Annotated in this window: 23 protein-coding genes; 13 read left to right on the forward strand and 10 right to left on the reverse strand. The window is 64.3% G+C overall.

Annotated elements, in window-relative coordinates; translation table 11 throughout:
• Positions 1-30: 30 nt before the first annotated feature.
• From QME71_06400 to QME71_06430, 7 genes are all read right to left on the reverse strand, one after another.
• Positions 31-3,765, reverse strand: a complete 3,735-nt coding sequence (locus QME71_06400; protein MDI6857928.1) for a GAF domain-containing protein — start codon at positions 3,763-3,765, stop codon at positions 31-33.
• Positions 3,766-3,860: 95 nt separating this feature from the next.
• Entirely contained in the window at positions 3,861-4,292 is a 432-nt protein-coding gene (locus QME71_06405) for a M67 family metallopeptidase (protein MDI6857929.1), read from the reverse strand.
• 1 nt (position 4,293) lies between these two features.
• Complete coding sequence (locus tag QME71_06410) at positions 4,294-5,199, reverse strand: cysteine synthase family protein (protein MDI6857930.1); 906 nt, start codon at positions 5,197-5,199, stop codon at positions 4,294-4,296.
• Between the two features lie 4 nt (positions 5,200-5,203).
• Positions 5,204-6,295, reverse strand: coding sequence for a ThiF family adenylyltransferase (locus tag QME71_06415; protein ID MDI6857931.1), 1,092 nt, complete (start codon positions 6,293-6,295; stop codon positions 5,204-5,206).
• Positions 6,296-6,371: 76 nt separating this feature from the next.
• Positions 6,372-6,647: a MoaD/ThiS family protein gene (locus tag QME71_06420; protein MDI6857932.1), complete on the reverse strand. Its 276-nt coding sequence runs from the start codon at positions 6,645-6,647 to the stop codon at positions 6,372-6,374.
• A gap of 76 nt (positions 6,648-6,723) precedes the next feature.
• Positions 6,724-6,966 carry an NIL domain-containing protein gene (locus tag QME71_06425; GenBank protein MDI6857933.1) on the reverse strand — a complete coding sequence of 81 codons (243 nt, stop codon included), beginning with the start codon at positions 6,964-6,966 and terminating at the stop codon, positions 6,724-6,726.
• Between the two features lie 50 nt (positions 6,967-7,016).
• A complete protein-coding gene (locus QME71_06430) occupies positions 7,017-8,258 on the reverse strand; it encodes a threonine synthase (protein ID MDI6857934.1) in 1,242 nt (413 codons plus the stop codon).
• A gap of 334 nt (positions 8,259-8,592) precedes the next feature.
• Between QME71_06430 and QME71_06435 the strand changes: the two genes are divergently transcribed.
• Positions 8,593-8,787 (forward strand): methytransferase partner Trm112, encoded by a 195-nt coding sequence (locus QME71_06435; GenBank protein MDI6857935.1) that lies wholly within the window; start codon positions 8,593-8,595, stop codon positions 8,785-8,787.
• A gap of 59 nt (positions 8,788-8,846) precedes the next feature.
• Positions 8,847-9,077, forward strand: coding sequence for a hypothetical protein (locus QME71_06440; GenBank protein MDI6857936.1), 231 nt, complete (start codon positions 8,847-8,849; stop codon positions 9,075-9,077).
• Positions 9,078-9,122: 45 nt separating this feature from the next.
• Here QME71_06440 and folK read toward each other — a convergent pair whose 3' ends face one another.
• The gene (gene folK / locus QME71_06445) at positions 9,123-9,662 is read right to left on the reverse strand and encodes a 2-amino-4-hydroxy-6-hydroxymethyldihydropteridine diphosphokinase (GenBank protein MDI6857937.1); all 540 of its coding nucleotides are present in this window, start codon (positions 9,660-9,662) and stop codon (positions 9,123-9,125) included.
• Entirely contained in the window at positions 9,659-10,492 is an 834-nt protein-coding gene (gene folP, locus QME71_06450) for a dihydropteroate synthase (protein MDI6857938.1), read from the reverse strand. The genes folK and folP overlap by 4 nt, the downstream gene beginning before the upstream one ends.
• Before the next feature lie 278 nt (positions 10,493-10,770).
• On the opposite strand from folP, the gene QME71_06455 reads away from it, so the two are divergent.
• Both QME71_06455 and QME71_06460 read left to right on the forward strand, forming a co-directional pair.
• Positions 10,771-11,997 (forward strand): MFS transporter, encoded by a 1,227-nt coding sequence (locus QME71_06455; GenBank protein ID MDI6857939.1) that lies wholly within the window; start codon positions 10,771-10,773, stop codon positions 11,995-11,997.
• A 49-nt stretch (positions 11,998-12,046) separates the two neighbouring features.
• Positions 12,047-12,532 (forward strand): 6-carboxytetrahydropterin synthase, encoded by a 486-nt coding sequence (locus QME71_06460; GenBank protein MDI6857940.1) that lies wholly within the window; start codon positions 12,047-12,049, stop codon positions 12,530-12,532.
• Here QME71_06460 and QME71_06465 read toward each other — a convergent pair.
• Positions 12,529-12,708, reverse strand: a complete 180-nt coding sequence (locus tag QME71_06465) for a hypothetical protein (protein ID MDI6857941.1) — start codon at positions 12,706-12,708, stop codon at positions 12,529-12,531. The two genes, QME71_06460 and QME71_06465, sit on opposite strands and share 4 nt — an antisense overlap.
• 163 nt (positions 12,709-12,871) lie before the next feature.
• Between QME71_06465 and QME71_06470 the strand changes: the two genes are divergently transcribed.
• From QME71_06470 to QME71_06510, 9 genes are all read left to right on the forward strand, one after another.
• A complete protein-coding gene (locus QME71_06470) occupies positions 12,872-13,636 on the forward strand; it encodes a glycosyltransferase family 2 protein (protein MDI6857942.1) in 765 nt (254 codons plus the stop codon).
• Between the two features lie 3 nt (positions 13,637-13,639).
• On the forward strand, positions 13,640-14,590 hold the full coding sequence (locus QME71_06475; protein MDI6857943.1) for a cation diffusion facilitator family transporter: 951 nt from the start codon (positions 13,640-13,642) through the stop codon (positions 14,588-14,590).
• Positions 14,591-14,833: 243 nt separating this feature from the next.
• Positions 14,834-16,291 (forward strand): amidophosphoribosyltransferase, encoded by a 1,458-nt coding sequence (purF, locus tag QME71_06480; GenBank protein MDI6857944.1) that lies wholly within the window; start codon positions 14,834-14,836, stop codon positions 16,289-16,291.
• Between the two features lie 48 nt (positions 16,292-16,339).
• Positions 16,340-17,386 carry a phosphoribosylformylglycinamidine cyclo-ligase gene (gene purM / locus QME71_06485; protein MDI6857945.1) on the forward strand — a complete coding sequence of 349 codons (1,047 nt, stop codon included), beginning with the start codon at positions 16,340-16,342 and terminating at the stop codon, positions 17,384-17,386.
• Positions 17,387-17,456: 70 nt separating this feature from the next.
• Positions 17,457-18,386: a site-specific DNA-methyltransferase gene (locus QME71_06490; GenBank protein ID MDI6857946.1), complete on the forward strand. Its 930-nt coding sequence runs from the start codon at positions 17,457-17,459 to the stop codon at positions 18,384-18,386.
• Positions 18,367-19,116 (forward strand): PmeII family type II restriction endonuclease, encoded by a 750-nt coding sequence (locus QME71_06495; GenBank protein MDI6857947.1) that lies wholly within the window; start codon positions 18,367-18,369, stop codon positions 19,114-19,116. The genes QME71_06490 and QME71_06495 overlap by 20 nt, the downstream gene beginning before the upstream one ends.
• 13 nt (positions 19,117-19,129) lie before the next feature.
• Positions 19,130-20,659 (forward strand): bifunctional phosphoribosylaminoimidazolecarboxamide formyltransferase/IMP cyclohydrolase, encoded by a 1,530-nt coding sequence (gene purH, locus QME71_06500; protein MDI6857948.1) that lies wholly within the window; start codon positions 19,130-19,132, stop codon positions 20,657-20,659.
• 2 nt (positions 20,660-20,661) lie between these two features.
• A complete protein-coding gene (locus QME71_06505; protein MDI6857949.1) occupies positions 20,662-21,780 on the forward strand; it encodes a hypothetical protein in 1,119 nt (372 codons plus the stop codon).
• 15 nt (positions 21,781-21,795) lie between these two features.
• Positions 21,796-22,530, forward strand: a complete 735-nt coding sequence (locus tag QME71_06510) for a glycosyltransferase family 2 protein (GenBank protein ID MDI6857950.1) — start codon at positions 21,796-21,798, stop codon at positions 22,528-22,530.
• Positions 22,531-22,642: the final 112 nt, after the last annotated feature.

The following is a 22,642-nucleotide window of genomic DNA, read 5'->3' on the forward strand; positions in this document are numbered from 1 at the left end:
TAAACGTGGAGGTACGGGACTGTGGGCGGTCTACGCCGCCCTCGCCTGCCTCATGTCCTCGATGACGCTGAGGAAGGCTTCGACTATGTGCGGGTCGAACTGCGTTCCCGCGCCCTTCTTCAGCTCCGCCAGCGCCTGCTCGTGGTCCAGCGCCCTCCGGTAGGGCCGGTCAAGGGTCATCGCCGAATAAGCATCGACCACCGCAAGGATGCGGCCGAGGAGCGGTATCTCTTCTCCTTTCAGCCCGCGCGGATAACCTGTCCCATCGTACCGCTCGTGGTGCGTGGCCACGGGCTCGATGGCGTCGGCGATCTGGGAGATTCCTTTCACTATCGTCTCGCCGAACTCCACGTGCTGCCGCATGACCTGCCATTCTTCCGCGTTGAGCGGCCCCGGCTTCAGGAGGGTGCTGTCGGGCACGGCGATCTTCCCCACGTCGTGGAGGAGAGCGGCCTTCCTGAGGGAGTCCCTTTCGGAGGGTTCGAGGCTCAGGTACTCGGCCAGCCGCTCTGTGTAACGCACGTTGTCCTCGCAGTGTCGCTTGGTGTAGGGGTCCTTGTACGCGAGCGCGCTGAGGAGATTGCGCAGCAGCTCAAAGCCGGCGCTGTGCGGGGAAACGGGTTCAGTGGTGTAGGCGTAGGCGGGAAGGGCGCGCGCCCCGCCGACGCGCTTCGCCTCGTACATCGCCGCGTCAGCGAGCGCGACCAGGTCGTGACTGTTGGTGGCGTCGACAGGATAGCAGGCGATGCCGATGCTGACGTCCATCGGCACCCGTTCCACCGAGTTGGGGACTGGAAAGGGGTTTGCCGCCAGGGAGGAGATTATGCGCTCCGCCGCCTGCTCCGCCTCCGCCCGGTTCGTCTCGGGCAGAATGGCAAGGAACTCGTCCCCTCCGTAGCGCCCCACGATGTCCGCGGCCCGCAGCGAGTTCTTGATCTGCGTCCCCGCGAATCTCAGCGCCTCGTCGCCCGTCTGATGGCCGTGCGCATCGTTGAAGAACTTGAAGTTGTCCAGGTCCATCATCAGCACTGCGAACGGCCGGTTGTTGCGTGACGCCCGCTCGAACTCTTCCTCCACCCGCTCATGTATATGACGGTGGTTGTAAAGGCCGGTCAAGGCGTCCGTTATTGCCTGCTCCTGCAACTGCTCGTGCAAACGCGCGTTCTCGATGATGATAGCGGCCTGCTTGGCGATGGCGGCGATGGTCTCGATCTCCTCCCGAGGAAAGCACTTGTGCTCGTGCACGGTGTCGACCACCATCATGCCGATGGTCCTGTCCTTAACGCGCAGCGGATAGCGCACCAGCGACTTGATTTTGAAGGTCTCCACCCACCAGCGGTTGAGGCCGGCAGTCTCCAGCGCGTTCTCGGCCACGAACGGCTTGTCCCAGGTGACTATGTCCTCCGCCCTTCGCTGCTCTTCACGTGGACGCAAGGCCGCCGGGGAAGCGCTCCGGAACTTCTCCCACATCTCGGCGTCTTCGATGCCGAGCGACATCATCGGTTGCAGCCTTCGCCCCTCTTTGTCGACGATGAAGATGCTGCACCGGTCGCCCACGGTCAGGTTCACGACCGCCTGGCATATCTTGACGAGCACTCTCTTCAGGCTCGCGTCCTCTGCCGCCGCCGCCAGAACGTCCACCAGGGTCTCCGCTCGCTTGCGCTGCTGCTGCTCCTGCTCATACAGACGCGCGTTATCGATGATGACCGCGACCTGCCGGGCGATAGCCGCCAGCGTCTCTATTTCTTCCTTCGGGAAATGCACGTACTGACGGAACGAATCGACGGTCAGCAGCCCTATCGTGCGGTCTTTCACACGGAGCGGGTAGTGGGCCAGCGATTTTATGTTGAAAGTCTCGACCCACCAGCGCGATAGCAGACCGGCGGCCGCCGCATCCTCCTGCACGATCGGCTTCTCCCAGGTGGTGATGGCCTCCTGCAAACGGCGGTGCTCCGGCGAAAGGGGCGACGTCTCGCCCGGAGGAGGATTGCGGAATCTCTCCCACATCTCCGGGTCTTCAATGCCGAGGGACATGACGGGCCGCAGCGTAACGCCGTCCTCTTCCGTGAGAAGTATGCTGCACCGGTCGGCGACCGTCAGCTTGAGCACCGACTGGCACACCTTGATCAGCACCTTTTTCATGCTGAGGGTAGAGGCAGCGGCGCTGAGCACGTCAAGCAGCGCCTCGGTCCGCTGGCGTTGCTGCTGCTCCTGCTCGTACAGGCGGGCGTTCTCGATGATGATCGCCGCCTGCCTGGCGATGGCCGCCAGCGTCTCGATCTCGGCGCGCGGAAAGCGCACGAACTTGCTGAATGAGTCCACTTCCAGTATCCCGACCGTCTTTTCCCGATGGATGATGGGGTAGAGCGCGAGCGATTTCAGACCAAAGGTATCGATCCAGAAATCGGGAAGAATGCCTGAGCCGGGGACGTGCTCTTCGATGACGGGCTCCTGCGCCGAGATCGCCTCCCCGATGCCGCGGATCTCCGGTATCTTGAGCCCGGCCGAGGCCCGGAACTTCTCCCATAAGTCCGGGTCCTCCGTGCCCGCCGACATCACGGGGTCCAGAGTATGAGTCTCCTCGTTGAACAGGAAGATGCTGCACCGCTCGGCGACGGTGAAGTTGAGCACCGACTGGCACAGCTTGATGAGGACTTTGCGGACGCTGAGACTGAGGGAAGGCGAGCTCGCGACCTCGAGCAGGGCCTCTGCGCGCTTTCGCTGCCGCTGCTCCTGCTCATACAGGCGAGCGTTTTCGATCATCACCGCCGCCTGCCTGGCGACAGCGGCAAGCGTGTCGATCTCCTCCTGCGGAAAGCGCACAAAATCGCTGAACGTGTAAGCAATCAGCACCCCGATCGTGCTGCCGCGATAGAAGAGAGGGTACTGCGCGATGGACTTGACGTCGAAGAGGTTGACCCATCCCTCTTCCGCCGCGACGGAGCCCGGAGCGTGCTCTTCGATTACGGGCTTGCGCACCCGCCTGGACGAAACGCCGTTAATTCTCGGTATCGGGATATCATAGTTCTCCTGCGATCGCTCCCACAGCACCGGGCTCTTGCCGCCCATTGCCACAATCGTTTCCACCGTGGGCTCTTCTTCGCTGAAGACCCAGATGGCGCAACGCTCGGCCACCGTCATCTTGAGAACGAGCTGACACAGCTTTGTGAGAACTCGTTTCACGTCGAGGCTGAGCGCCGGCGCCGACGTCACCTGAAGCAGGGCGTCGGAGCGCTTCCGCTGCCGGCGTTCCCGTTCAACGACGGCGGTGGCGCGAATGGAAAGCGAAACGTGGTCGGCCAGCAGACCGACGAGTTCCATGTCCTGGGCAGAAAACTCACGCTTGTGGCGGAAGCCTACCGCAAGCCAGCCCGCGACCTCGTTCTCCAACTTGAGAGGCATCATCATGAGGCCGCGGAGGCGGAGGTTGCGCACGGTCTCGCTGTCTCTTGCCTCGTCCGCGAGAGTGTCGGAGGAAAAGAAGGGCTTTCCGCTGGCGAAGGCTCTCGCGTTCAGTCCTACGCTGCGGTGAACACGCCACCGCGCGACACACTTCGGGGACAGGCCCACGTGGCTGCGCACAGTGAGATAGCCCTCATCATCGGCGAGCGCTACCGCGGCAATGTCGCCCTTGAGAAGGGTGTGGGCAAGCCTGACCGCCGACGAGAGGACCTGGTCGAGGTCCTGACGCGAATTCCGCGGCCGCCGTCCGCGACGGGGCTTCGGCTTGGGGGACAGCTCGCTGCTCAAAATGGCATCTGCCACCTCAGGTCAACTTCCGTAGGGATTATCGACAGGTGGCGGGGAGGGTTGAACCCTTTAGCGGGCAGAGTTATGTGGGCAAGGAAAACTTCGCGGGGTCAGTCTTCCAGTAGGATACTGTCTTCGACAACGCGTCCCTCTTCGATGTGGAACGCGCGGATTACGGGCGATGCCGGGTCGGCGAGGGAGACGATCAGGTAACAGACGTCGGGCCAGAGGGGCGCCGCGCCGTCGGGGCCGCGCCACTGCGCAAGCTCAATGTCGGTCCGTGAGGGGTAGGCCTCGCTGCCGGGGTGCGAGTGGTAGATGGCGAGGAATTGCCATCCCTTCGACTCCACGTCCGTGTAGATGCGGAACAACTCACCGGGGTCAATGCTGTAGCGATAGGGGCTGTTCTCGGCGTTGACGGCGCGGTACAGCTCCAGAACCTGCCCGTCTTTGCCCGCAAGGATGCCGCAGCACTCGTTGGGGGCCTCATCGCGGGCGTGGGCGATGATCTGCCGCGCGTGATTTCGCTTGAGCCTGAACACCCTACTTCGCCTGGGGAAAACGCGGCGCCCACATCCCCGTAGAAAGGTACTTCCACCCACCGTCGCCCATAAGCAGCGCGAAGTCCGCCCGCTCGTACTCGTCGGCGACGATGCGCGCCGCCGCCAGCACCGCGCCCGATGACGGTCCGGCGAATATGCCTTCGGTCTCGGCAAGCTCACGGGCCGCAGCGAAGGCAGTGGAGGAATCTATCACCACCCGCCGGTCGACCACGTCCATGTCGAACACCTCGGGCAAGAAGCCTTCGAGGGAGTGCAGCCCCTCCACCAGGTCGCCCGGTGGCGGCTCGACGCATATCACCTTCGCCTGGGGACGCCTTTCCTTCAGGAAGCGGCCGACGCCGGCGAGGGTGCCGCCGGTGCCGGTACCGGCCACGAACACGTCGACCTCCGGCAGATCGCGAAGGATCTCGGGGCCGGTCGTCTCGTAGTGGGCGAGCGGGTTGTCGGGGTTGCTGAACTGGCTTGTGGAGAAGTAGGACCCGTCCGCGGCGGTGAGCTTTTCCAGCAGTTCCAGCGCCCCGTCGGTGTACTTCGCGCCGTCGGTAAGGATGACCTCCGCTCCGAACGCTTTCATCACCAGCGTCCGCTCTTTGCTGACGTTGTCGGGCATGATCACTTTGACAGGATAGCCCTTGACGCGGGCGATCATCGCCAGGGAGATGCCGGTGTTGCCGCTCGTCGCCTCGATTATCGTCTTCCCGGGGACGAGCTCGCCGCGCTTCTCCGCCTCCTCGATCATCTTCAGCGCAATGCGGTCCTTCAGGCTGCCGCTGGGGTTCACGCCTTCCAGCTTGGCGAAGAAGCGGATGCCCGGTCGCGGCGACAGGCGTGGCAGCTCAACCAAAGGGGTATTGCCTATAGTCTCGACAAGACGGCAGTGACGCAACTTCTTACCTCTTGGCTGCGGTGGCGCAGAACTCGTCGTAATCGATGAGCTCCTTGATCGTGGGCGCATCCCCGCAGACGGCGCAGAGCGGGTCGCGCCTGATGCGCACCTCGCGGAACTCCATCGAAAGGGCATCGAACAGGAGAAGGCGGCCGTTGAGCAGCCTGCCCGTCCCGAGTATCAGCTTTATCGTTTCCATCGCCTGGATAGGGCCCATTACCGCTGGCAGTATGTTGAGCACGCCCGCTTCCGCCGGGCTGGGCATCACGCCGGCGGGAGGAGGCGACGGGTAGAGACAACGATAGCATCCCTTGCCGGGGAGGAACACCGTGCACTGCCCCTCATAGGCGAGGACGCTGGCCTCCACCATCGGCTTCGATAGCAGCACGCAAGCGTCGTTTATCAGGTAACGGACGGCGAGGCTGTCGACAGCGGAGACGACGATGTCGTACTCGGCGATGATCTCCAGCGCGTTCTCGCAGGTGAGGCGCGTCTCGTAAATGAGGGTCTTGACGTCGGGGTTGTTGTCGGCGATCGATTCTTTCGCCGAGGTCGCCTTCGAGCGCCCGACATCGTGGGTGTGGTGCAGTATCTGGCGCGGCAGATTCGAGACATCGACGACGTCGAACTCGACGATGCCCAGGGTGCCGACGCCGGCGCCCGCGAGGTAGAGCAGCACGGGCGAGCCCAGTCCGCCCGCCCCCACCACAAGCACCTTCGCTTCCATTAATTTCCGCTGCCCTTCCTCGCCCCAGTCCGGGAGCACGAGGTGGCGGGAGTACCGCTCCCTTTGCTCAGGAGTCAGCAGCGGGCCCGCATCGCTACCGCCGGCCGTCGCGGGGATGATGGCGAGCGTGTCGCCGTCGCGGAGAGGCGTGTGCAGGCCATCGTCGGGGCCGATCTCCTGTCCGTTAAGATATATCTTGATGTGGCGCGGCATCCGCCCTTCCGCGTCCGAGATGCAGGCCCGGAAGCCGGGGTACCTCCGCTCGAGGTCGTCCAGAAGCTGCGCGACGTTCTCGCCCTCGCCCTGGACGCGGGCCCTGCCGCCTGTGAGCCTGCGGAACGGCGTGGGTATGCTTACCTCCACCGCCATGCTTCCTCCTACTAGGTTAAACGCGAAGCGACCGCTCTGATTGCAGCGCGGCGCGATCTGTTCGTCCGAACGAGCATCAGCCGCCCGCCACCGCGGGCACAATGCTCACCTCGTCCCCGTCCTTCAGGGCCGTTTGCAGGCCGGAAAGGAAGCGGACATCTTCGCCGTTGACGTATACATTCACAAAGCGACGCAGCTCTCCCGTCTCGTCGCACAGGCGCTCCTTGAGCCCCGGAAACCGCCTGTCGATGGACTGAATGCACTCGGCGATAGTGCCGCCGTCGCTGATAACGGAGTCTGCGTTGTTCGTCAGTCTCCTGAGAGAGACAGGTATCCTCACGTTGACGCTCACGTCGTTCCTTCCTCCCAAACCTCTGCTCTTAGTATACAAGAGAACGGCGGAAGCTCGGCCGGCGCCTCGCTCTCGCCTAGCCCTCGATCACGTCGCCCTGAACGGGATCGACGCGCACCCCCCTGGAGGCGACCCATTCCAGCCCGCGCTCGATCTGGTCGAGTTCGCCCTCCAGCTCGAGGATGACCCAGCCGCGGTCTTCCGTAACATCGGCGCGGCGTATGTTGGTCACGAGCGGAAAGCACCTCCCCAGTTCGTAGATGATAGGGAGAGTGATCAGCTCCTGGGGGAAAGTGAACTTAACTCGCTGCTTGGCCATGTTCAATCACCTCACCTTGTGCCAGCAAGGCGTCCAGCCGCCGTCTTCCCTCACGTGACGAGCTGCTCCCGCTCGCCCACCGCCTGCTCAAACGAGGCGACGCTGGGCTGAACGTGCACCGTCTCCCCAATCTTACCAACGACCGCTTCCTGCGTCTTCAGGCCGGCGCCGGTGATAAAGGCGACGACAAGCTCGTCGGGCGCGATGTGCCCCGATTCCGCCAGCTTTTTCAGCCCGGCGACCGTCGTCCCGCCCGCCGTCTCCGCGAAGATCCCTTCGCTCTCGGCGAGAAGCTTGATGGCGTCGACCACCTCGTCGTCGGTCGCCGACACCGCTGAGCCGCCGCTCTCATGCATCACCTTCAGCGCGTAATAGCCGTCGGCGGGATTGCCGATCGCCAGCGACCTGACGATTGTGTTGGGCTTGACGGGGCGAATGTTGAGAGTGCCCGCGTCCCAGGCGTCGACGATGGGCGCGCAGCCCGCCGCCTGCGCCCCCGACACCTTGGTCTGCACGCTATCGACGAGCCAGAGCCCCGCCATCTCGTTCAGCCCCTTCCATATCTTCGTGATGAGCGATCCGCTCGCCATCGGCACGACGCAGTGATCGGGGACGCGCCACCCCAACTGCTCGACGACCTCATACGCCAGCGTCTTGCTCCCCTCGGAGTAGTACGGGCGGACGTTGATGTTCACGAACGCCCAGTTGTACCTGTCGGTCAGTTCCGCGCAGAGGCGGTTGACCTCGTCGTAGGTGCCGTCGACGGCGACCAGCGTTGCGCCGTATATCGCCGAGCCGAGCAGCTTCCCCGACTCCAGGTCGGCGGGCACGAAGACGAACGCCTTCATCCCCGCCCGCGCGGCATGGGCCGCCACCGCGTTCGCCAGGTTGCCCGTCGAGGCGCAGGCCATGGTATCGAAGCCGAACTCCAGCGCCTTCGTGCTGGCCACGGCGACGACGCGGTCCTTGAACGACCAGCTTGGGTTCACGCAGTCGTTCTTCAGGTAGAGGTGGCGCAGCCCGAGGGCGTCGCCGAGGTTGCGCGCGCGCAGCAGGGGCGTCATGCCGACGCCCAGGTCGACGGCGCGGTCGGCGTCGCAGGGAAGGAAATCGCGGTAGCGCCAGAGGGTGGGCGGGCCGCTATCGATGCGCTGGCGGGTGACGATCTTGCGCTGGGCCTCCTCGTCGTAGTGGACTTCGAGGGGTCCGAAGCAGAAATCGCAGACGTGAATAGGGTCGAGGGCGTACTCGCGACCGCATTCCTTGCAGCGTAAGGCTTTTGCGTATGACATAACGGCGATCCCCATTTTAAAACAAAACAGCCGGCGCTGGAATCTGCCGGCTGCCAGCACCTGTCCGACGATCCGTCTAAGGCCCGATTTGCTCGGGCCGGGCCATCGCCATCATGTCTGAACGCGCCATCCCTGAGCCTCGACCTTATTATCGGTTGCGATGATGTTATCAGAAGCCCCGCCGCAAGTCAACCCGGTGGCTCTGAGGAGTCGGAGCGCCCTCCCATCGGGCCACCTTTCTCCCGCCAAATGCAACGCCGGCGCATATTCGACTCGTTGACAGGAGAAGCGGGGCCAATTTACAATTAGCCCTACTCCCAAGGAGAGCACAAGCGTGCGCAAAGACCTAATGGATATCCTGGCCTGCCCGATGTGCAAGGGCGACCTTACCCTTACCATCGAGAAGGAAGAGGGCGACGACGTTATCGAGGGCAGCCTCCACTGCGCTAAATGCGACGAGACTTACCCGATCAACGAAAGCATCCCGAACCTGCTGCCCCCTGAGCTGAGACGGGCGCAGGCCCAGTAACGCCCTTCCGCCGGCAATCGCTCCCTGCCATCACCACAGATTCGGAGGTAACGGCAATCATGGAAAGATCGCAGACGTTCGGCCTGCTCATAATCGCGGTCTCCGTCATCGAAATGATGCTCTTCCTCTGGGGGATCGCGCGGCGCAGCTATCTCGCGCTCGCCCTCCCTGTCCTCGGCGCCATGGCCGCCCTGAACCTCCTCACGATCTGGGTCGGCTGGACCATGCTTACGACCGAGACGGAGACGCCGGAGATGGAAGAACTCGAGCAGGAAGTCGAGGAAGAGTAGCCGCAACCGGAGAGATTCGAGGGGGCGCCGCTGAGCGCCCCTTTCTTACGTCTGCCGCTCCGCCCGCTCCCAGCCCCGCCCTTCCACCAGACGCACCGTTGCCCGCGCCTCTTCGCTCAGCGCCGCCGTCAGCTTCGCCGCCGACCGTCCGAGCAGGGGGTGAACGACATCGGGCGATATCTCCGCCAGCGGCACAAGCACGAATGCCCGCTCGGCCAGCCCCGGGTGCGGGACGACGACCTCCGACGACTCGACGGCCCGGTCGCCGTAGAGGAGGATATCGATGTCGATGACGCGCGGCCCCCAGCGCAACGCGGAGCGACGCCCGATCTCGAACTCGACGCTCTTCAGGTATCGCAGCAAGGCCCCGGGAGCGAGTCCGGTGCGTCCGCGGCAGACTGCGTTGTAGAAATCGGGCTGCGCGATCGGCCCAACGGGAGCCGCGCGGTAGAGCGACGATACGGCCTCGATGCGCACCAGCGGCTCGACGAAAGCGAGCGCCATGCGCAGGTTGGCGGCCCGGTTCCCCAGATTCGAGCCCAGCCCCAGATGTACCTCCACGCCGCCGTCCGTGTAACCGCTCACGGCGCTTGCCATCCCCGCACGACGGCGTCGGTCATGCGGCAGACCTGGACCATCTCGCGCACGTCGTGGACGCGCACCATGTCGGCGCCGTTCGCAATCGATAGCGCGACGGTGGCGGCGGTGCCCAGCAGCCGCTCCTCGACGGGCAAATCGAGCACAGCGCCGATTGTCGATTTACGGGATGTGCCGGCGAGCAGCGGCAGCCCCAGCGCCTTCAATTCGCGCAGGCGGCGGAGCATCTCCAGGTTTTGCTCCACCGTCCAGCCGAAGCCGAAGCCGGGGTCGATGATGATCTTCTCGCGCGGCACGCCCGCCGCCTCAGCAACCGCGATCCCCGCGTTCAAGCCGTCCAGTATGTCGCCGATGACGTCGTGGAACGGCTTGCCGCGCTGGTTGTGCATTATGACGATAGGCACGCCGGCGCGGGCGGCCAGCCCCGCCATCGCGGGGTCGGCCTGAAGCCCGGAGACATCGTTGATGAGGTGAGCGCCCGCCGCGAGCGCCGCCTCCGCCACGGCCGCTTTCGTGGTGTCGATGCTGATGGGAAGCGCGACGGCCGCAGACGCGCGCTCGACGACGGGGAGCACGCGCCGCATCTCCTCGTCGGCGCTTACGCCCTCGTAGCCGGGCCGCGTCGACTCGCCGCCCACGTCGATGACGTCCGCACCTTCCTCCTCGAAGCGTCTCGCCTGCGCGAGCGCGGCGTCGACGTCATAGGCGATGCCGTCGCCGGAGAAGGAATCGGGCGTGACGTTGAGGATAGCCATAAGGTAGGTGCGGCTACCCCACTCGAAGCGTCGCCCGCGGATGGTGAGCGGCTGCAACTCCATAGCACCCCCTTCCGCCGTCTTCATTATAAGGATAGTGTCCGCCGGACATCGGCGCCAGCAGTCGGTCCCAGGCCCGCCACCTAGGACGGACCGCGGCACGCAGGGGCGGCCGCTGCCGCTGCCGTCAACATCAGCGTCGATCTTCCCACCTGCCTGCCGGCAGGCAGGCCCGGCAGAGGGGCGAGCCCCTTTGGGAGCACGAGGACAACCCTCGGGGTCGGCGTGCGAATTCAGGCGTTCAGCGGGTAAACTGAGGCATCTCTCCGGCGAGGACGCGCTTGCGAAACGATAGCCGCCAGGCCCCGCTCATCGCCGTCACCTCCCTCGCGCACGCCCTCGTGCACGCGATCGAGCTGACCTACGCCGCCCTCCTGCTGACAATCGGCGACGAGTTCGGCATCGACAAGCTGGTCCTCGGCCTCATTGCCAACGCCCTCGCTCTCACGTTCGGCATAGGCGCGCTGCCCTCGGGCCTGCTCGTCGACCGGCTGGGCGCGCCGCGCGTCCTGCGGATCTGCTTCCTGGGCGCCGCCGCGGCCTCGCTTCTGGTTGCCTTCTCCTTCTCTCCGCTCGTTCTTGGGATATTCGTCGCCGTCCTGGGGATGGCGATCGGTCTCTATCATCCCGCCGCCCTGTCCCTGATAGCGCAGGCGGCGGAGCGGCGCGGCCTCGTGCTGGGCTATCACGGCGTGGCGGGGAACGTCGGCATCGCCGTCGCGCCGGCGATGGCCCTCGCCTTCGCGAGCACTGCCGGGTGGCGCTGGTCTTACGTCTTTCTCGCGATCCTCGCGCTGGCCGTCGCATTCCTCATCCGGTTCCTCCCGCTGCCCCGGCGGGGCGCCCAAGGCGAGTCCGAGCCGTCCCCGCCTTCGACAAAGGCAGCGGAAGTGCCGCTCTTGCCGCTGGCGCTCATCTTCGCCGCCTTCCTTCTCAACGGCTTCATCTACCGCGGCAGCATGACCTTCTTGCCCACCCTCATCGAGGAGGAGGTCCACATACGCCTTCTCGGAATCGACGAGGCCGCCATCGCCGGCTCCCTGACGGCGCTGGCGCTGCTGACCGGCGGCGTCGGGCAGCTCCTCGGCGGCGTCCTCTCCGACCGTGTCGAGCTGGAGCGGCTGGCTCCCCTCATAGCGCTCACCCTCGTGCCCGCGCTCCTGCTGATGGGCTTCACCGGCGGCCTCTTCCTTGTTGCCGCGAGCGCCTTCTTCGTCTTCTTCAACTTCAGCAGCCAGCCGGTCTACAACGTGCTCCTCGCCGAGTACGTCCCCGGCAGCGCGATCGGCCGCGGCTACGGCCTCTCCTTCTTCGCCAGCTTCGGCCTGGGCTCCACCGCCGCGACGTTCTCCGGCTTTCTCGCCGACCGCTGGGGCACGTCGTCGGTCTTTCTCGCCCTCGCCGCCTTTGCCGTCGTGACGCTTCTCCTTGCGGTCGCGCTGTGGCGGCTGTCACGCGGGCGGCGCTTGCGGCAGGCCGTTCTCGTCGATACGATGGGGGCAGGCTGAAGTCAGAGCCCGGGAGCGCTGAGAGATGAACGCAACACGGAGAATCGAAGTGAGAGGCGACGATCTCCGTTTTGCCGCGTCCCACATGACGGTGATGGGCGGCGAGGCGGAGCCCCTGCACGGCCACAATTACCGCGTCACGGCCGTTCTCGAAGGCGACCTCTCGGCGGAATCGTGGGTGTTCGACTTCCGAGAGATACGGCGGCTTGTCGCCGAGGCCTGCCGCGAGCTGGACCACCGTTTCATATTACAGCAGCCGAGCAGCGTCTTTCAGGTGTCGAAGCAGGGGCAGGAGTGGGAGATTCGCACCGGCGGCCGGCGCTATGTCCTCCCCGATTCGGACGTTGTTGCGCTGCCAATCGACAATTGCACAGCCGAGCGGCTGGCGGAGTGGCTCTGCGGAAGGATAAAGGAGCGGCTGCTGGCGCTGAAGGCGACGAATCTGGCGGCGATAAGCGTGGGAGTTGAGGAGTCGCCGGGACAGGCGGCGTGGTTCACCGAGAGCCTGATCGGACGGGAGGGCAGCGGCGTCTAGGCGACGAGGGGCACCGACTCCTGAGCGATAGAGCGGAACACCTTCTCGCGGATCCTTTCGACGGTGGCGGTATCCGGCACGTACTGGTTCCCGGCCCGCGCCGCTTCGAAGAAGGCCCTCAGCCATTCGCCTTCGTCATACACCTCGGTGTAGACATACACTTTCGTTTTCGTCACCACTTCTTCCCTCCAGAGACATAATCGGCAGATTGCGAGAAGTCTGTCACTGTTCGTGGCGCCTGGTTTCCCAACGTTGCCCGGGTGGACTCCCTCTGCCGATGATTCCTATAATTGAAATAGAAGGGCACGATTGGAAATGTGCCCTTCCAAGAAGGACCAGATGACGGAGGCAGAAGCGCGGGAGACCGGCAGACCCTACCTTTCTCTTGTGTTGCCCGCCTACAACGAGGAGCGCCGGCTAGGAGCCTCGCTGCGCAAGCTGTCTGAGTTCCTTCTGGAGAAGGGCCAGGACTGCGAGATCATCATCGTCGACGACGGCAGCACGGACTCGACGGTCGAAACGGCGCAGAGCTGGGCCGCCGCCATGCCCGACAGCGTGCGATTGCGCCTGCTCTCGCATCACCACAATCAGGGGAAGGGCGCCGCTGTCAAGACCGGCTGCCTGGCGGCCGGCGGAGAGTACGTCATCTTCACCGACGTCGATCTCGCCAGCCCCCTCGAGGACTGCGAGAAGATAGTCGACGCCCTCCGGGAAGCGGATGTCGCCATCGGCACGCGCATCCACCCCGGCGGCTATGACATGCGCCGCTCACAACCCCTTTCGAGACGCATGCTGGGACGCGCGTTTACCTTCCTGCGCAAACGGCTGCTCCTGCCCGATATCGACGACACGCAGTGCCCCCTGAAGGGCTTCCGCCATGAGGCCGCCCAGAAGATATTCTCCGCTCAGCGCCTCTCCGGCTGGGTGTTCGATACTGAAGTCCTCTACCTGGCGCGGCGCTACGGCATGACGACGAAACAGGTGCCGGTGCGCTGGGAGCACGTGGAGGGCTCTACCCTGCGTGCGGACCCCAAGACGGCGGCAAAGGTGTTCTGGGACCTCCTGCGTCTCCGTTTCCTGCACCGCGGTCTGCGAAAGGACTGACGCATGCGCGGCGCGATAATGAACCCCGAGCACGTACCCATAATCCCGCCGGCGGCGAGAAGCCTCCAGGTTGCCCTTTTCCTTACGGTCGTCATACTCGCCGCCCAGACGATTGTCGGCTTCATCGCTAACAGCCTCGCCCTCCTCTCCGACGCCGGCCACGTGCTGATGGACGTGTTCGCCCTCGGCCTGAGCTGGATCGCGGTACGCCAGTCGGCGCGGGCCGCCAGCGGACGCATGACGTTCGGCTACCACCGCGTCGGCATACTGGTCGCGGTGGTGAACGCGGTGGCGGTGGTCGTCGTGGCCGTGCTCATATTCATCGAGGCGGCGAGACGCATAGGCGCGGCGCCGGAGGTGCAGGGAAACCTCCTCCTCTCGATGGCGCTTGTCGGCGGCGCCGTCAACCTCCTCGTTGCGTGGCTTCTGCACGAGGAAAGCCGTCGCAGTCTGAACGTGCGCAGCGCCTTCCTGCACGTTCTGGGCGACCTCCTCGGTTCCATGGGCGTGCTCGTCGCCGCCATAGCCATCGTCGCCTTCGGCTGGTTCTGGGTAGACCCCGCCGTCAGCATCCTCATCGGTCTGATCATCCTCGTCGGCGCGGTGCAGATACTCCGCGAGGCGACCGGAATCTTCCTCGAGGCTTCGCCTGCGCACGTCGACGTCGACGAGCTGGTGCGGGAGATGAAGGCGATACCGGGGGTGCTCGGCGTCCACGACCTCCACGTGTGGTCGATAACGCCCAGCATCCATGCCCTGAGCTGCCACCTGCTGGTGGAAAACCAGTCGATAAGCCAGGGGTGCCTCCTCCTCGAAGGCGTGAACGAGCTTCTCTCCAGCCGCTTCGCTATCGAGCACAGCACGATCCAGATGGAAACGGAGGAGTGCGACCCCAGCGCCCTTCACTGCACGTTCTCGCCCCGCGGCCTGACCAGCGTCCACGAACACGACTAGGCAGCCCCGGTGCCGCGCAAGCCACCACGAAGGTCGCTTGCGGCCAGGCGTCGCTTCAGCCGAGCGCCATCGGTTTATCCGTTCCCATCCGTTGACGGTTCCGATTGACCCCCTTTCTTCGCGGATGATAGAATTTTATTGCGGCTTTGCCGGGGAAAACGCCTTGCGCCGCCTAACTATCGGCACTATTATGCTTATGGTTTTCCTTACGGGGATGCGACCGCTTTAACGCAGGAGGTTCGTGTGCTGTCTGGTCCCCGGGAGTCCTGCGGCGTCTTCGGTGTGTACGCTCCCGGCGAGGACGTCGCAAGGGTCGCCTTCTACGGACTCTATGCGCTGCAACATAGGGGCCAGGAAAGCGCAGGCATAGCAACCGCCGACGGCCACGACCTTCACCTCCACGTCGAGATGGGACTTGTCTCCCAGGTGTTCGACGAGGAAGACCTCCGACATCTTCCGGGCCACCTCGCTATCGGCCACAACCGCTACTCCACCACCGGCTCCAGCCGCCTGAAGAACGCCCAGCCGTTCCGCATGCAAGGCCCCCGCGGCCAGATGGCCCTCGCTCACAACGGCAACCTCGTCAACGCAGACCTGCTCCGCTCCGATCTCGAGGACGAAGGACATGACTTCGCTACCGCAACCGATTCCGAGGTCATCGCCCGCGTTATCGCCTATGCTCCCGGCCACTCCTGGAAGGAGCGCCTCGCTCATATGATGCGGCGCATCCAGGGCGCTTATTGCCTCGTTATGCTCACCCCTGAGGAGCTCGTCGCCGTTCGCGACCCGCTGGGCGTGCGCCCCCTATGCCTCGGACGATTCAACGGCGGCTGGACCGTCGCCTCCGAAAGCTGCGCGTTCGACCACCTGGGCGCCACCTTCCTGAGGGAGATCGAGCCCGGGGAAGCCGTCGTCATCAACGGCGACGGCGTCACCAGCTTTCACCCCCTCCAGGAGCGGGGTAGCGCATTCTGCATTTTCGAGTACATCTACTTCGCCCGCCCCGACAGCACGATACGCGACAAGCTCCTCTATCCCGTGCGGATGGAAATGGGCGCCCAGCTTGCCCGCGAGTACCCCGTCGATGCCGACGTCGTCATGGGCATACCGGACTCCGCCATCGCCGCCGCCATCGGGTACTCGCAGGAGTCAGGCATCCCCTTCGTTGAAGGAGTGGTCAAGAACCGCTACGTCGGCCGCACCTTCATCATGCCCGACCAGCGGATCCGCGAGATAGGCGTCCAGCTCAAGTTTAACCCGCTGCCCGAGATACTGAAGGGCAAGCGCGTCGTCGTCGTCGACGACAGCATCGTGCGCGGCACGACGACGCCGCGGGTGGTGCAGATGCTGCGCAAGGCGGGCGCGCGGGAAGTCCACATGCGCATCACGGCGCCACCGATCACGCACCCCTGCTTCTTCGGTGTGGACATGGCGGCCCGCTGGGAGCTTATCGCCGCCCAGAAGACGGTGCCCGAAATCCGCGAGCACATCGACGCCGACTCCCTCGGCTATCTCAGCCTCGAGGGTCTTGTGCAGTCGGTAGGCCTCCCGCGCGACACGTTCTGTCTCGCATGCTTCACCGGCTCGTACCCACTCGACGTGCCGATGCAGATGGACAAGCTGGCGCTCGAGCCGCCCGCCGACGCCCGCGACCGCCACGACTTCGAGTGGGTCGAATCGATTACCGCCGGGTCGCCCTAGCGGCGCACGGCGCGCCACGGCCCAGTTCACTGAAGGACTCTCTTCCCTTTGGCAGAAGAGCGCGAAGAAAAATGGACCTACTCTAAGGCCGGAGTAGACATCGACGCGGGGAAGGCGCTCGCCGCCCGCATCGCTGAGCTGGCGCGCACCACAGCCAGGCCGGAGGTCCTTTCCGGCGTCGGTCCCTTCGCCGCCCTCTTCCACTTCGCCCGCTACCGCGACCCCGTGCTCGTCGCCAGCGCCGACGGCGTGGGCACGAAGCTTAACCTCGCCGCCCTCATCGGCCGCTACGACACCGTCGGCGTCGACCTCGTGAACCACTGCGTGAACGACATCCTTACCGCCGGCGCCGAGCCCCTCTTCTTCCTCGACTACATCGCCGCCGCCGACCTGGGTGAAGACGAGAAGGTGGCAGTTATCAGCGGGATGGCGGCCGCCTGCCGCGACGCCGGCTGCGCCCTCATCGGCGGCGAGACGGCCGACATGCCGGACGTCTACCGCCCGAACGCGTTCGACCTTGTCGGCTTCATCGTTGGCGTGGTCGAGCGCGACCGCGTCATCAACGGCGCGGGGATAAAAGACGGCGACGCCATCCTCGGCATCGCATCCAACGGCCTGCACACGAACGGCTACTCGCTTGCCCGGCGCGTTTTCCGCATCGGCACGGGCGACGACCTCCAAACGGAGCGCAAGCGGCTGTACCGCACCTACCCCGAGCTAGGCCTGACGCTGGGGGAGGCGCTGCTCGTCCCCCACCGCTCGTACTACCACGAGGTGAGGCCGCTGCTGCCATATCTGCGGGGAATCGCCCACATCACCGGCGGCGGCCTCATCGACAACGTGCCGCGCATCCTGCCGGAAGGGCTGGCGGCGTCGTTCCGCCGCGGGAGCTGGCCCGTGCCGCCCATCTTTACCCTGATCCAGCGGAATGGTAATGTTGCTGAGGATGAGATGTACCGCGTCTTCAATATGGGGCTGGGCATGGTGCTGGTCTGCGCCCCGGGCGATGTCGACGAGGTGAAGAGCCTCCTGCCTGAGGTCATGCTCGTCGGCCAGGTAATCCGTGCGAAAGACGAGCGAGTAATCCTTGTGTGACGTCTTGACTCTATCCGGTTCCGTGTAAGAGAATAGCTTCCAACGAACAAATGTTTGCTGGAGGCTTGTTATGGTGGGAGCCAGAGTATTGGCGGGACAACAGCCGTTGACGCCTGTGGCCGTTGAGACAAAGAGCCTGTCAGCCTTTCCACTGGATCAGATCATCCACGGCGAGTGCCTCGCCGTTCTGCGGACGTTCCCCGGCGAGTGCATCGACCTGATCGTCACCTCGCCTCCGTATGCAGATAACCGGCGGAAAACATATGGCGGCGTACCTATAAAGCAATATGTCGAGTGGTTTCTGCCCATCTCTGCCGAACTCAGACGCGTTTTGAAGCCTGATGGGTCTTTCATCCTCAACATCAAAGAGCGCGTCGCGAACGGCGAGCGCCAAACGTACGTGCTTGAACTCATTCTGGCAATGCGAAAGCATGGCTGGCTGTGGACAGAGGAGTACATCTGGCACAAGAAGAACTGTTACCCTGGCAAATGGCCCAACCGATTCCGCGATGCGTGGGAGCGGTGTCTCCACTTCACCAAGCGAAAGCGCTTCAAGATGTTCCAAGAGGCCGTTATGGTACCCGTGGGGGACTGGGCTGAGAAGCGGCTGCAGAACCTTAGCGACACGGACCGAATCCGGGACGAGTCCCGGGTGCTAAGCGGTTTCGGAAAGAATGTCTCCAATTGGGTCGGTAAAGAGCTTGTATACCCCACGAATGTGCTCCATCTGGCGACGGAGTGCTCTAACCGAAATCATAGCGCCGCCTTCCCTATTTCCCTGCCGTCCTGGTTCATTAAGCTGTTTACGGAGCCCGGGGACGTGGTGCTCGACCCGTTCATCGGTTCAGGGACGACAGCGTTGGCGTGCATCGAACTGGATAGGCACTACGTAGGAATTGAGTTGAAGGAGGAATATTGCCGACTGGCCGATGAGGCGATTAATGCGCGGCGGAAGCTCGTAACGCACATAAGAAGAGGAAATGGACGCAGCCGAACTTGAAGCACTGATCGAACACTGCCTTGAGGACTTCTATACCCGCCGTCTGCAAAGGCTCCAGCGGTTGCGGCTGAGACACATAATCGCTAGGAAGAACCCGTATCTCTTCAAGGCGCTCGGTACTGAGAAGGCCGCCGATATTGTGGAGCAAGTTCTCGTCGCTTATGTCGGGGCTTCAGACGAGACGATGTTCGGCGATGCGTTTTTCGAGCCGATTGCCAGAATTGCGGCAGGAGGCAAGACTTCGGACGGCGCAGGAGTTGACTTCGTGGTAGAGACCATGGATCGCATCTTGGCTGTCGCCGTCAAGTCAGGTCCAAATATCTTCAACGCATCGCAAAAGAAACGCCAGTCCCAGGAGTTTTCCGAGGTCAGAAACCGGCTCTACAAGCTACACAAACAATTTGACGCGCTGCTCGGACACGGTTACGGCCGCGCCAAGACGGAGCCGACAACAGAGCGCGTTTACCGCGACCGGTCTGGCCAGGCCTTTTGGGCAGAGATGACGGGTGACCCTGATTTCTATCTGAAGCTCATCCGCCTGATGAAAGACGCGCCAAAACTGCACAAAGAAAAGTATCAGCCGGAGTGGGACATGCTGGCTAACCGTTTCACAAGAGAATTCATGGAAGACTTCTGTTTTCCTGATGGTCGCATCGACTGGGAGGAGTTGGTGCGATTTGTAAGCGAAGAGCGCAGCCCTGGCAAGAAGAAGAAACGGCAAGAACAATAGGAGGATGCAGCCTATGAGGGCAATACTGAGTGTATCCGATAAGGCAGGACTCATTGATTTCGCACGCGGCCTCTCGCGCCTGGGCGTCGATATCTACTCCACCGGCGGCACCCACGACGCCATCGAAAAGGCCGGCATAACCGTTAAGTCCGTCTCCGACATCACCGGCTTCCCCGCCATCCTCGACGGCCGCGTCAAGACGCTGCACCCCGCCGTCCACGGCGGCATCCTCGCCCGCCGCGACGTTCCGGCGCACGTCGAGGAGTTGCAGCGCCAAGGCATCACCGCTATCGACCTCGTTTGCGTCAACCTCTACCCATTCGTTCAGACAGTCACGAAGCCCAACGTCACCCTCCAGGACGCGCTCGAAAACATCGACATCGGCGGGCCGACGATGCTCCGCGCCGCCGCCAAGAACTTCCCCCACGTCATCGTCGTCGTCGACCCCGCGGACTACGCGCCCGTCCTCGAGATGCTCGAAAAGGGCGGCGTCTCCATGGAACAGCGGCAGCGCCTCGCGCAAAAGGCGTTCCAGCACGTCGCCCTCTACGACACCGCAATCGCCCAGTACCTGCGCGACCCCGCGGATATCCTTCCCACCGACATGACCATCGGCCTGCGCAAGCTCTTCGACACCCGCTACGGCGAGAACCCCCACCAGAAGGGCGCCTTCTACGCCGAAGAGAACATACGCAACCCGCAGCCGGGCGGCCTCGCCACCGCTGTCCAGCTTCACGGCAAGGAGCTTTCCTATAACAACATCCTCGACGGCGACGCCGCCTGGAACGCCGCCTGCGACTTCGACGAGCCGACAATCGCCATCGTCAAGCACATGAACACCTGCGGCCTCGCCAGCAACCGCGACCTCGCCGAGGCCTACAGGCGCGCCTTCGCCGGCGACCCCGTCTCCGCGTTCGGCGGCATCGTCGCCATCAACCGCAAGGTGACGCTCGCCGTCGCCAGAGAGACCGGCGACACGTTCTACGAGGTGATGATCGCCCCCGACTACGACGAGGACGCCCTCGAGCTGCTGAAGAAGAAGCGGGACATGCGCATTTTGCGCGCTCAGCCGCCGAAGATGGCAGACTCGTTGAACATGCACCGAGTCGTCGGCGGGCTCCTGGTCCAGGAGCGCGACGCCCTCCCCGACGAGCAGATGGAGCTGAAGGTAGTCACGAAGCGAGAGCCCACCTCGCAGGAGATGTCCGACCTCTGCTTCGGCTGGCGGGTCGTCAAGCACATCAAGTCGAACGCCATCGTATTCGTGAAAGACAAGGCGCTCGTCGGCATGGGCGCCGGCCAGCCCAACCGCGTCACCAGCGTCTTCCTTGCGGCGCGCGCCGCCGGCGACAAGGCGAAGGGCGCCGTGCTTGCCTCCGACGCCTTCTTCCCCTTCCCCGACGGCATCGAGGCCGCTGCCGCCGCCGGGATCACCGCGGCAATGGAACCCGGCGGCTCGATACGCGACAAGGAGGTCATCGCCGCCGCGGACGCCAACAACATGGCAATGGTGTTCACGGGCGTCAGGCACTTCAAACACTAGAAATGCCCCCTTCTCATAACCGGCCCATCGATCAGGGAATCGCCGGACTGCCCGAAACGGTCCGGCGACTTCCTGCAAGCGAGAGGGAGCGCTTCGAGCGCATATTCCGCGTCGACGTCACGAAGGGGCGCATCGTCCCGCCGGAACAGATGCGGCCCTGGATCGAGCGCTATTTCGGCAGCGTCGAGGCTACGCTGGAGCAAACGATCGTTCACGTCACGGACCTCGTGACCGGCCACGGCGCCCTCTTCAACCCGCTGCGCTCCCGCCGCCCCCACATCGTCGACCGCAACGCCTCTGCCATCGATCTCGATGCTGAGTTCGGCCCGGCAACAGAAGACCCGCTCGAAGACCCCTACTCGATGACGCCCGCCGATGAGTTCGGCAGGGTGGAGGGACGCTTCTGCGTCACCGGCTCCAACGTCGCAAAGTTCGACGGCTTCCACGCCCTCGTCATCTTTAAGGAACGCAACCCCCTGAGCTTCACCCGCGAGATGCTGCACGACTACGTCGACACGGGGCTGCGCTGGGCCCAGAAGGCGCGCGAGACGGAGCCGGAGGCGAAGTACTTCCTCTTCATGTGGAACTGCCTCTGGCGCGCCGGCGCTTCGCTGGCCCACGGCCACGCCCAGGTGATGCTGGGACGCGGCATGCACTATCCAGCCGTCGAGCGCGCGCGGCGGGCGGCGCTGGCGTACCGCGAACGGCACAACGCCGAGTACTTCGACGACCTCTATCATGCGCACCAGGCTGTAGGAGCAGCGTTCGAGAAAACGGGAGCCCGCGTACTGGCAAACCTGGCGCCGACGAAGGAGAACGAGGTCCTTCTCATCGCCCCGCGACTCGACGCCGCGCTCGTCGACGTCCTTTACGACGTGCTCGCCTGCTACCGCGACCGCCTGGGCGTCGCCTCGTTCAACCTCGCCGTCCACATGCCGCCGCTCGCGCCGGCAGAAGAAGACTGGAGTGACTTTCCGATCATAATCCGTCTCGTCGACCGCGGCGACCTCAACAGCCGGACGAGCGATATCGGGGCGATGGAGCTGTACGCGGCGAGCGTCATCGCAAGCGACCCCTTGCTGCTGGCGCGCCTGCTGCGCGATACTCTGGGCGCCGGCTAGCCCGGGAGGCAGAGCGTGGCGAGAGTCGACGTCGTAGTCCCGGTCTACAACGAGGAACACGTTCTTGAGAAGAGCGTGACGACGCTGCGCGAGTTCCTCGCCGCCAACCTGCCCCACAGGTGGCGCATCGTCATCGCCGACAACGCTTCGACCGACGGCACCCTCGCCGTCGCCCAGCGCCTCGCCGAACAGTACCCCGACGTGTCGCCGCTGCACATCCCACAGAAGGGACGCGGCCGCGCCCTCCGCGCCGCCTGGCTGGGCAGCGACGCCGACGTGCTCACGTACATGGACGTCGATCTCTCGACTGATCTGGCTTACTTCCCGCCGCTTGTCGCCGCCATCGCCGATGAGGGGTACGACGTGGCGACCGGCTCCCGCCTGGCGAAGGGGGCGCAGACGACGCGCTCGCTCCGCCGCGAGTTCATCTCCCGCGGCTATAATCTCCTCATCCGCGCGCTCTTCTTCACCCGCGTCTCCGATTCGCAGTGCGGCTTCAAGGCCGTCTCCCGACAAGCGGCGCAGGAGCTGGTGCCGCTTATCGAGAACGAGGAGTGGTTCTTCGATACGGAGCTGCTTCTGCTGGCTCAGAAGGGCGGCTACCGGGTGAAGGAAATACCCGTCCGCTGGGTGGAGGACCCGGATACGCGGGTGAACATCCGCAAGACGGTGATGGAGGACCTGAAGGGCCTCGCGCGCATGCGCCGCAAGCGCATCCCCAAACGCCCGCCACCGTCCAACGTCCAATAGGGCGGCCCCGCCTACCGGCAGACAGGCTTGCCCGCCGCGAAGTCGGGCCACTACGAAAGTCGCTTGCGGCCACAGCTTTCCCCGTGGGGCGGGCATCTTGCCCGCCGTGCCG

This window comes from Dehalococcoidia bacterium, from assembly GCA_030018455.1.
GTDB lineage: Bacteria > Chloroflexota > Dehalococcoidia > DSTF01 > JALHUB01 > JASEFU01.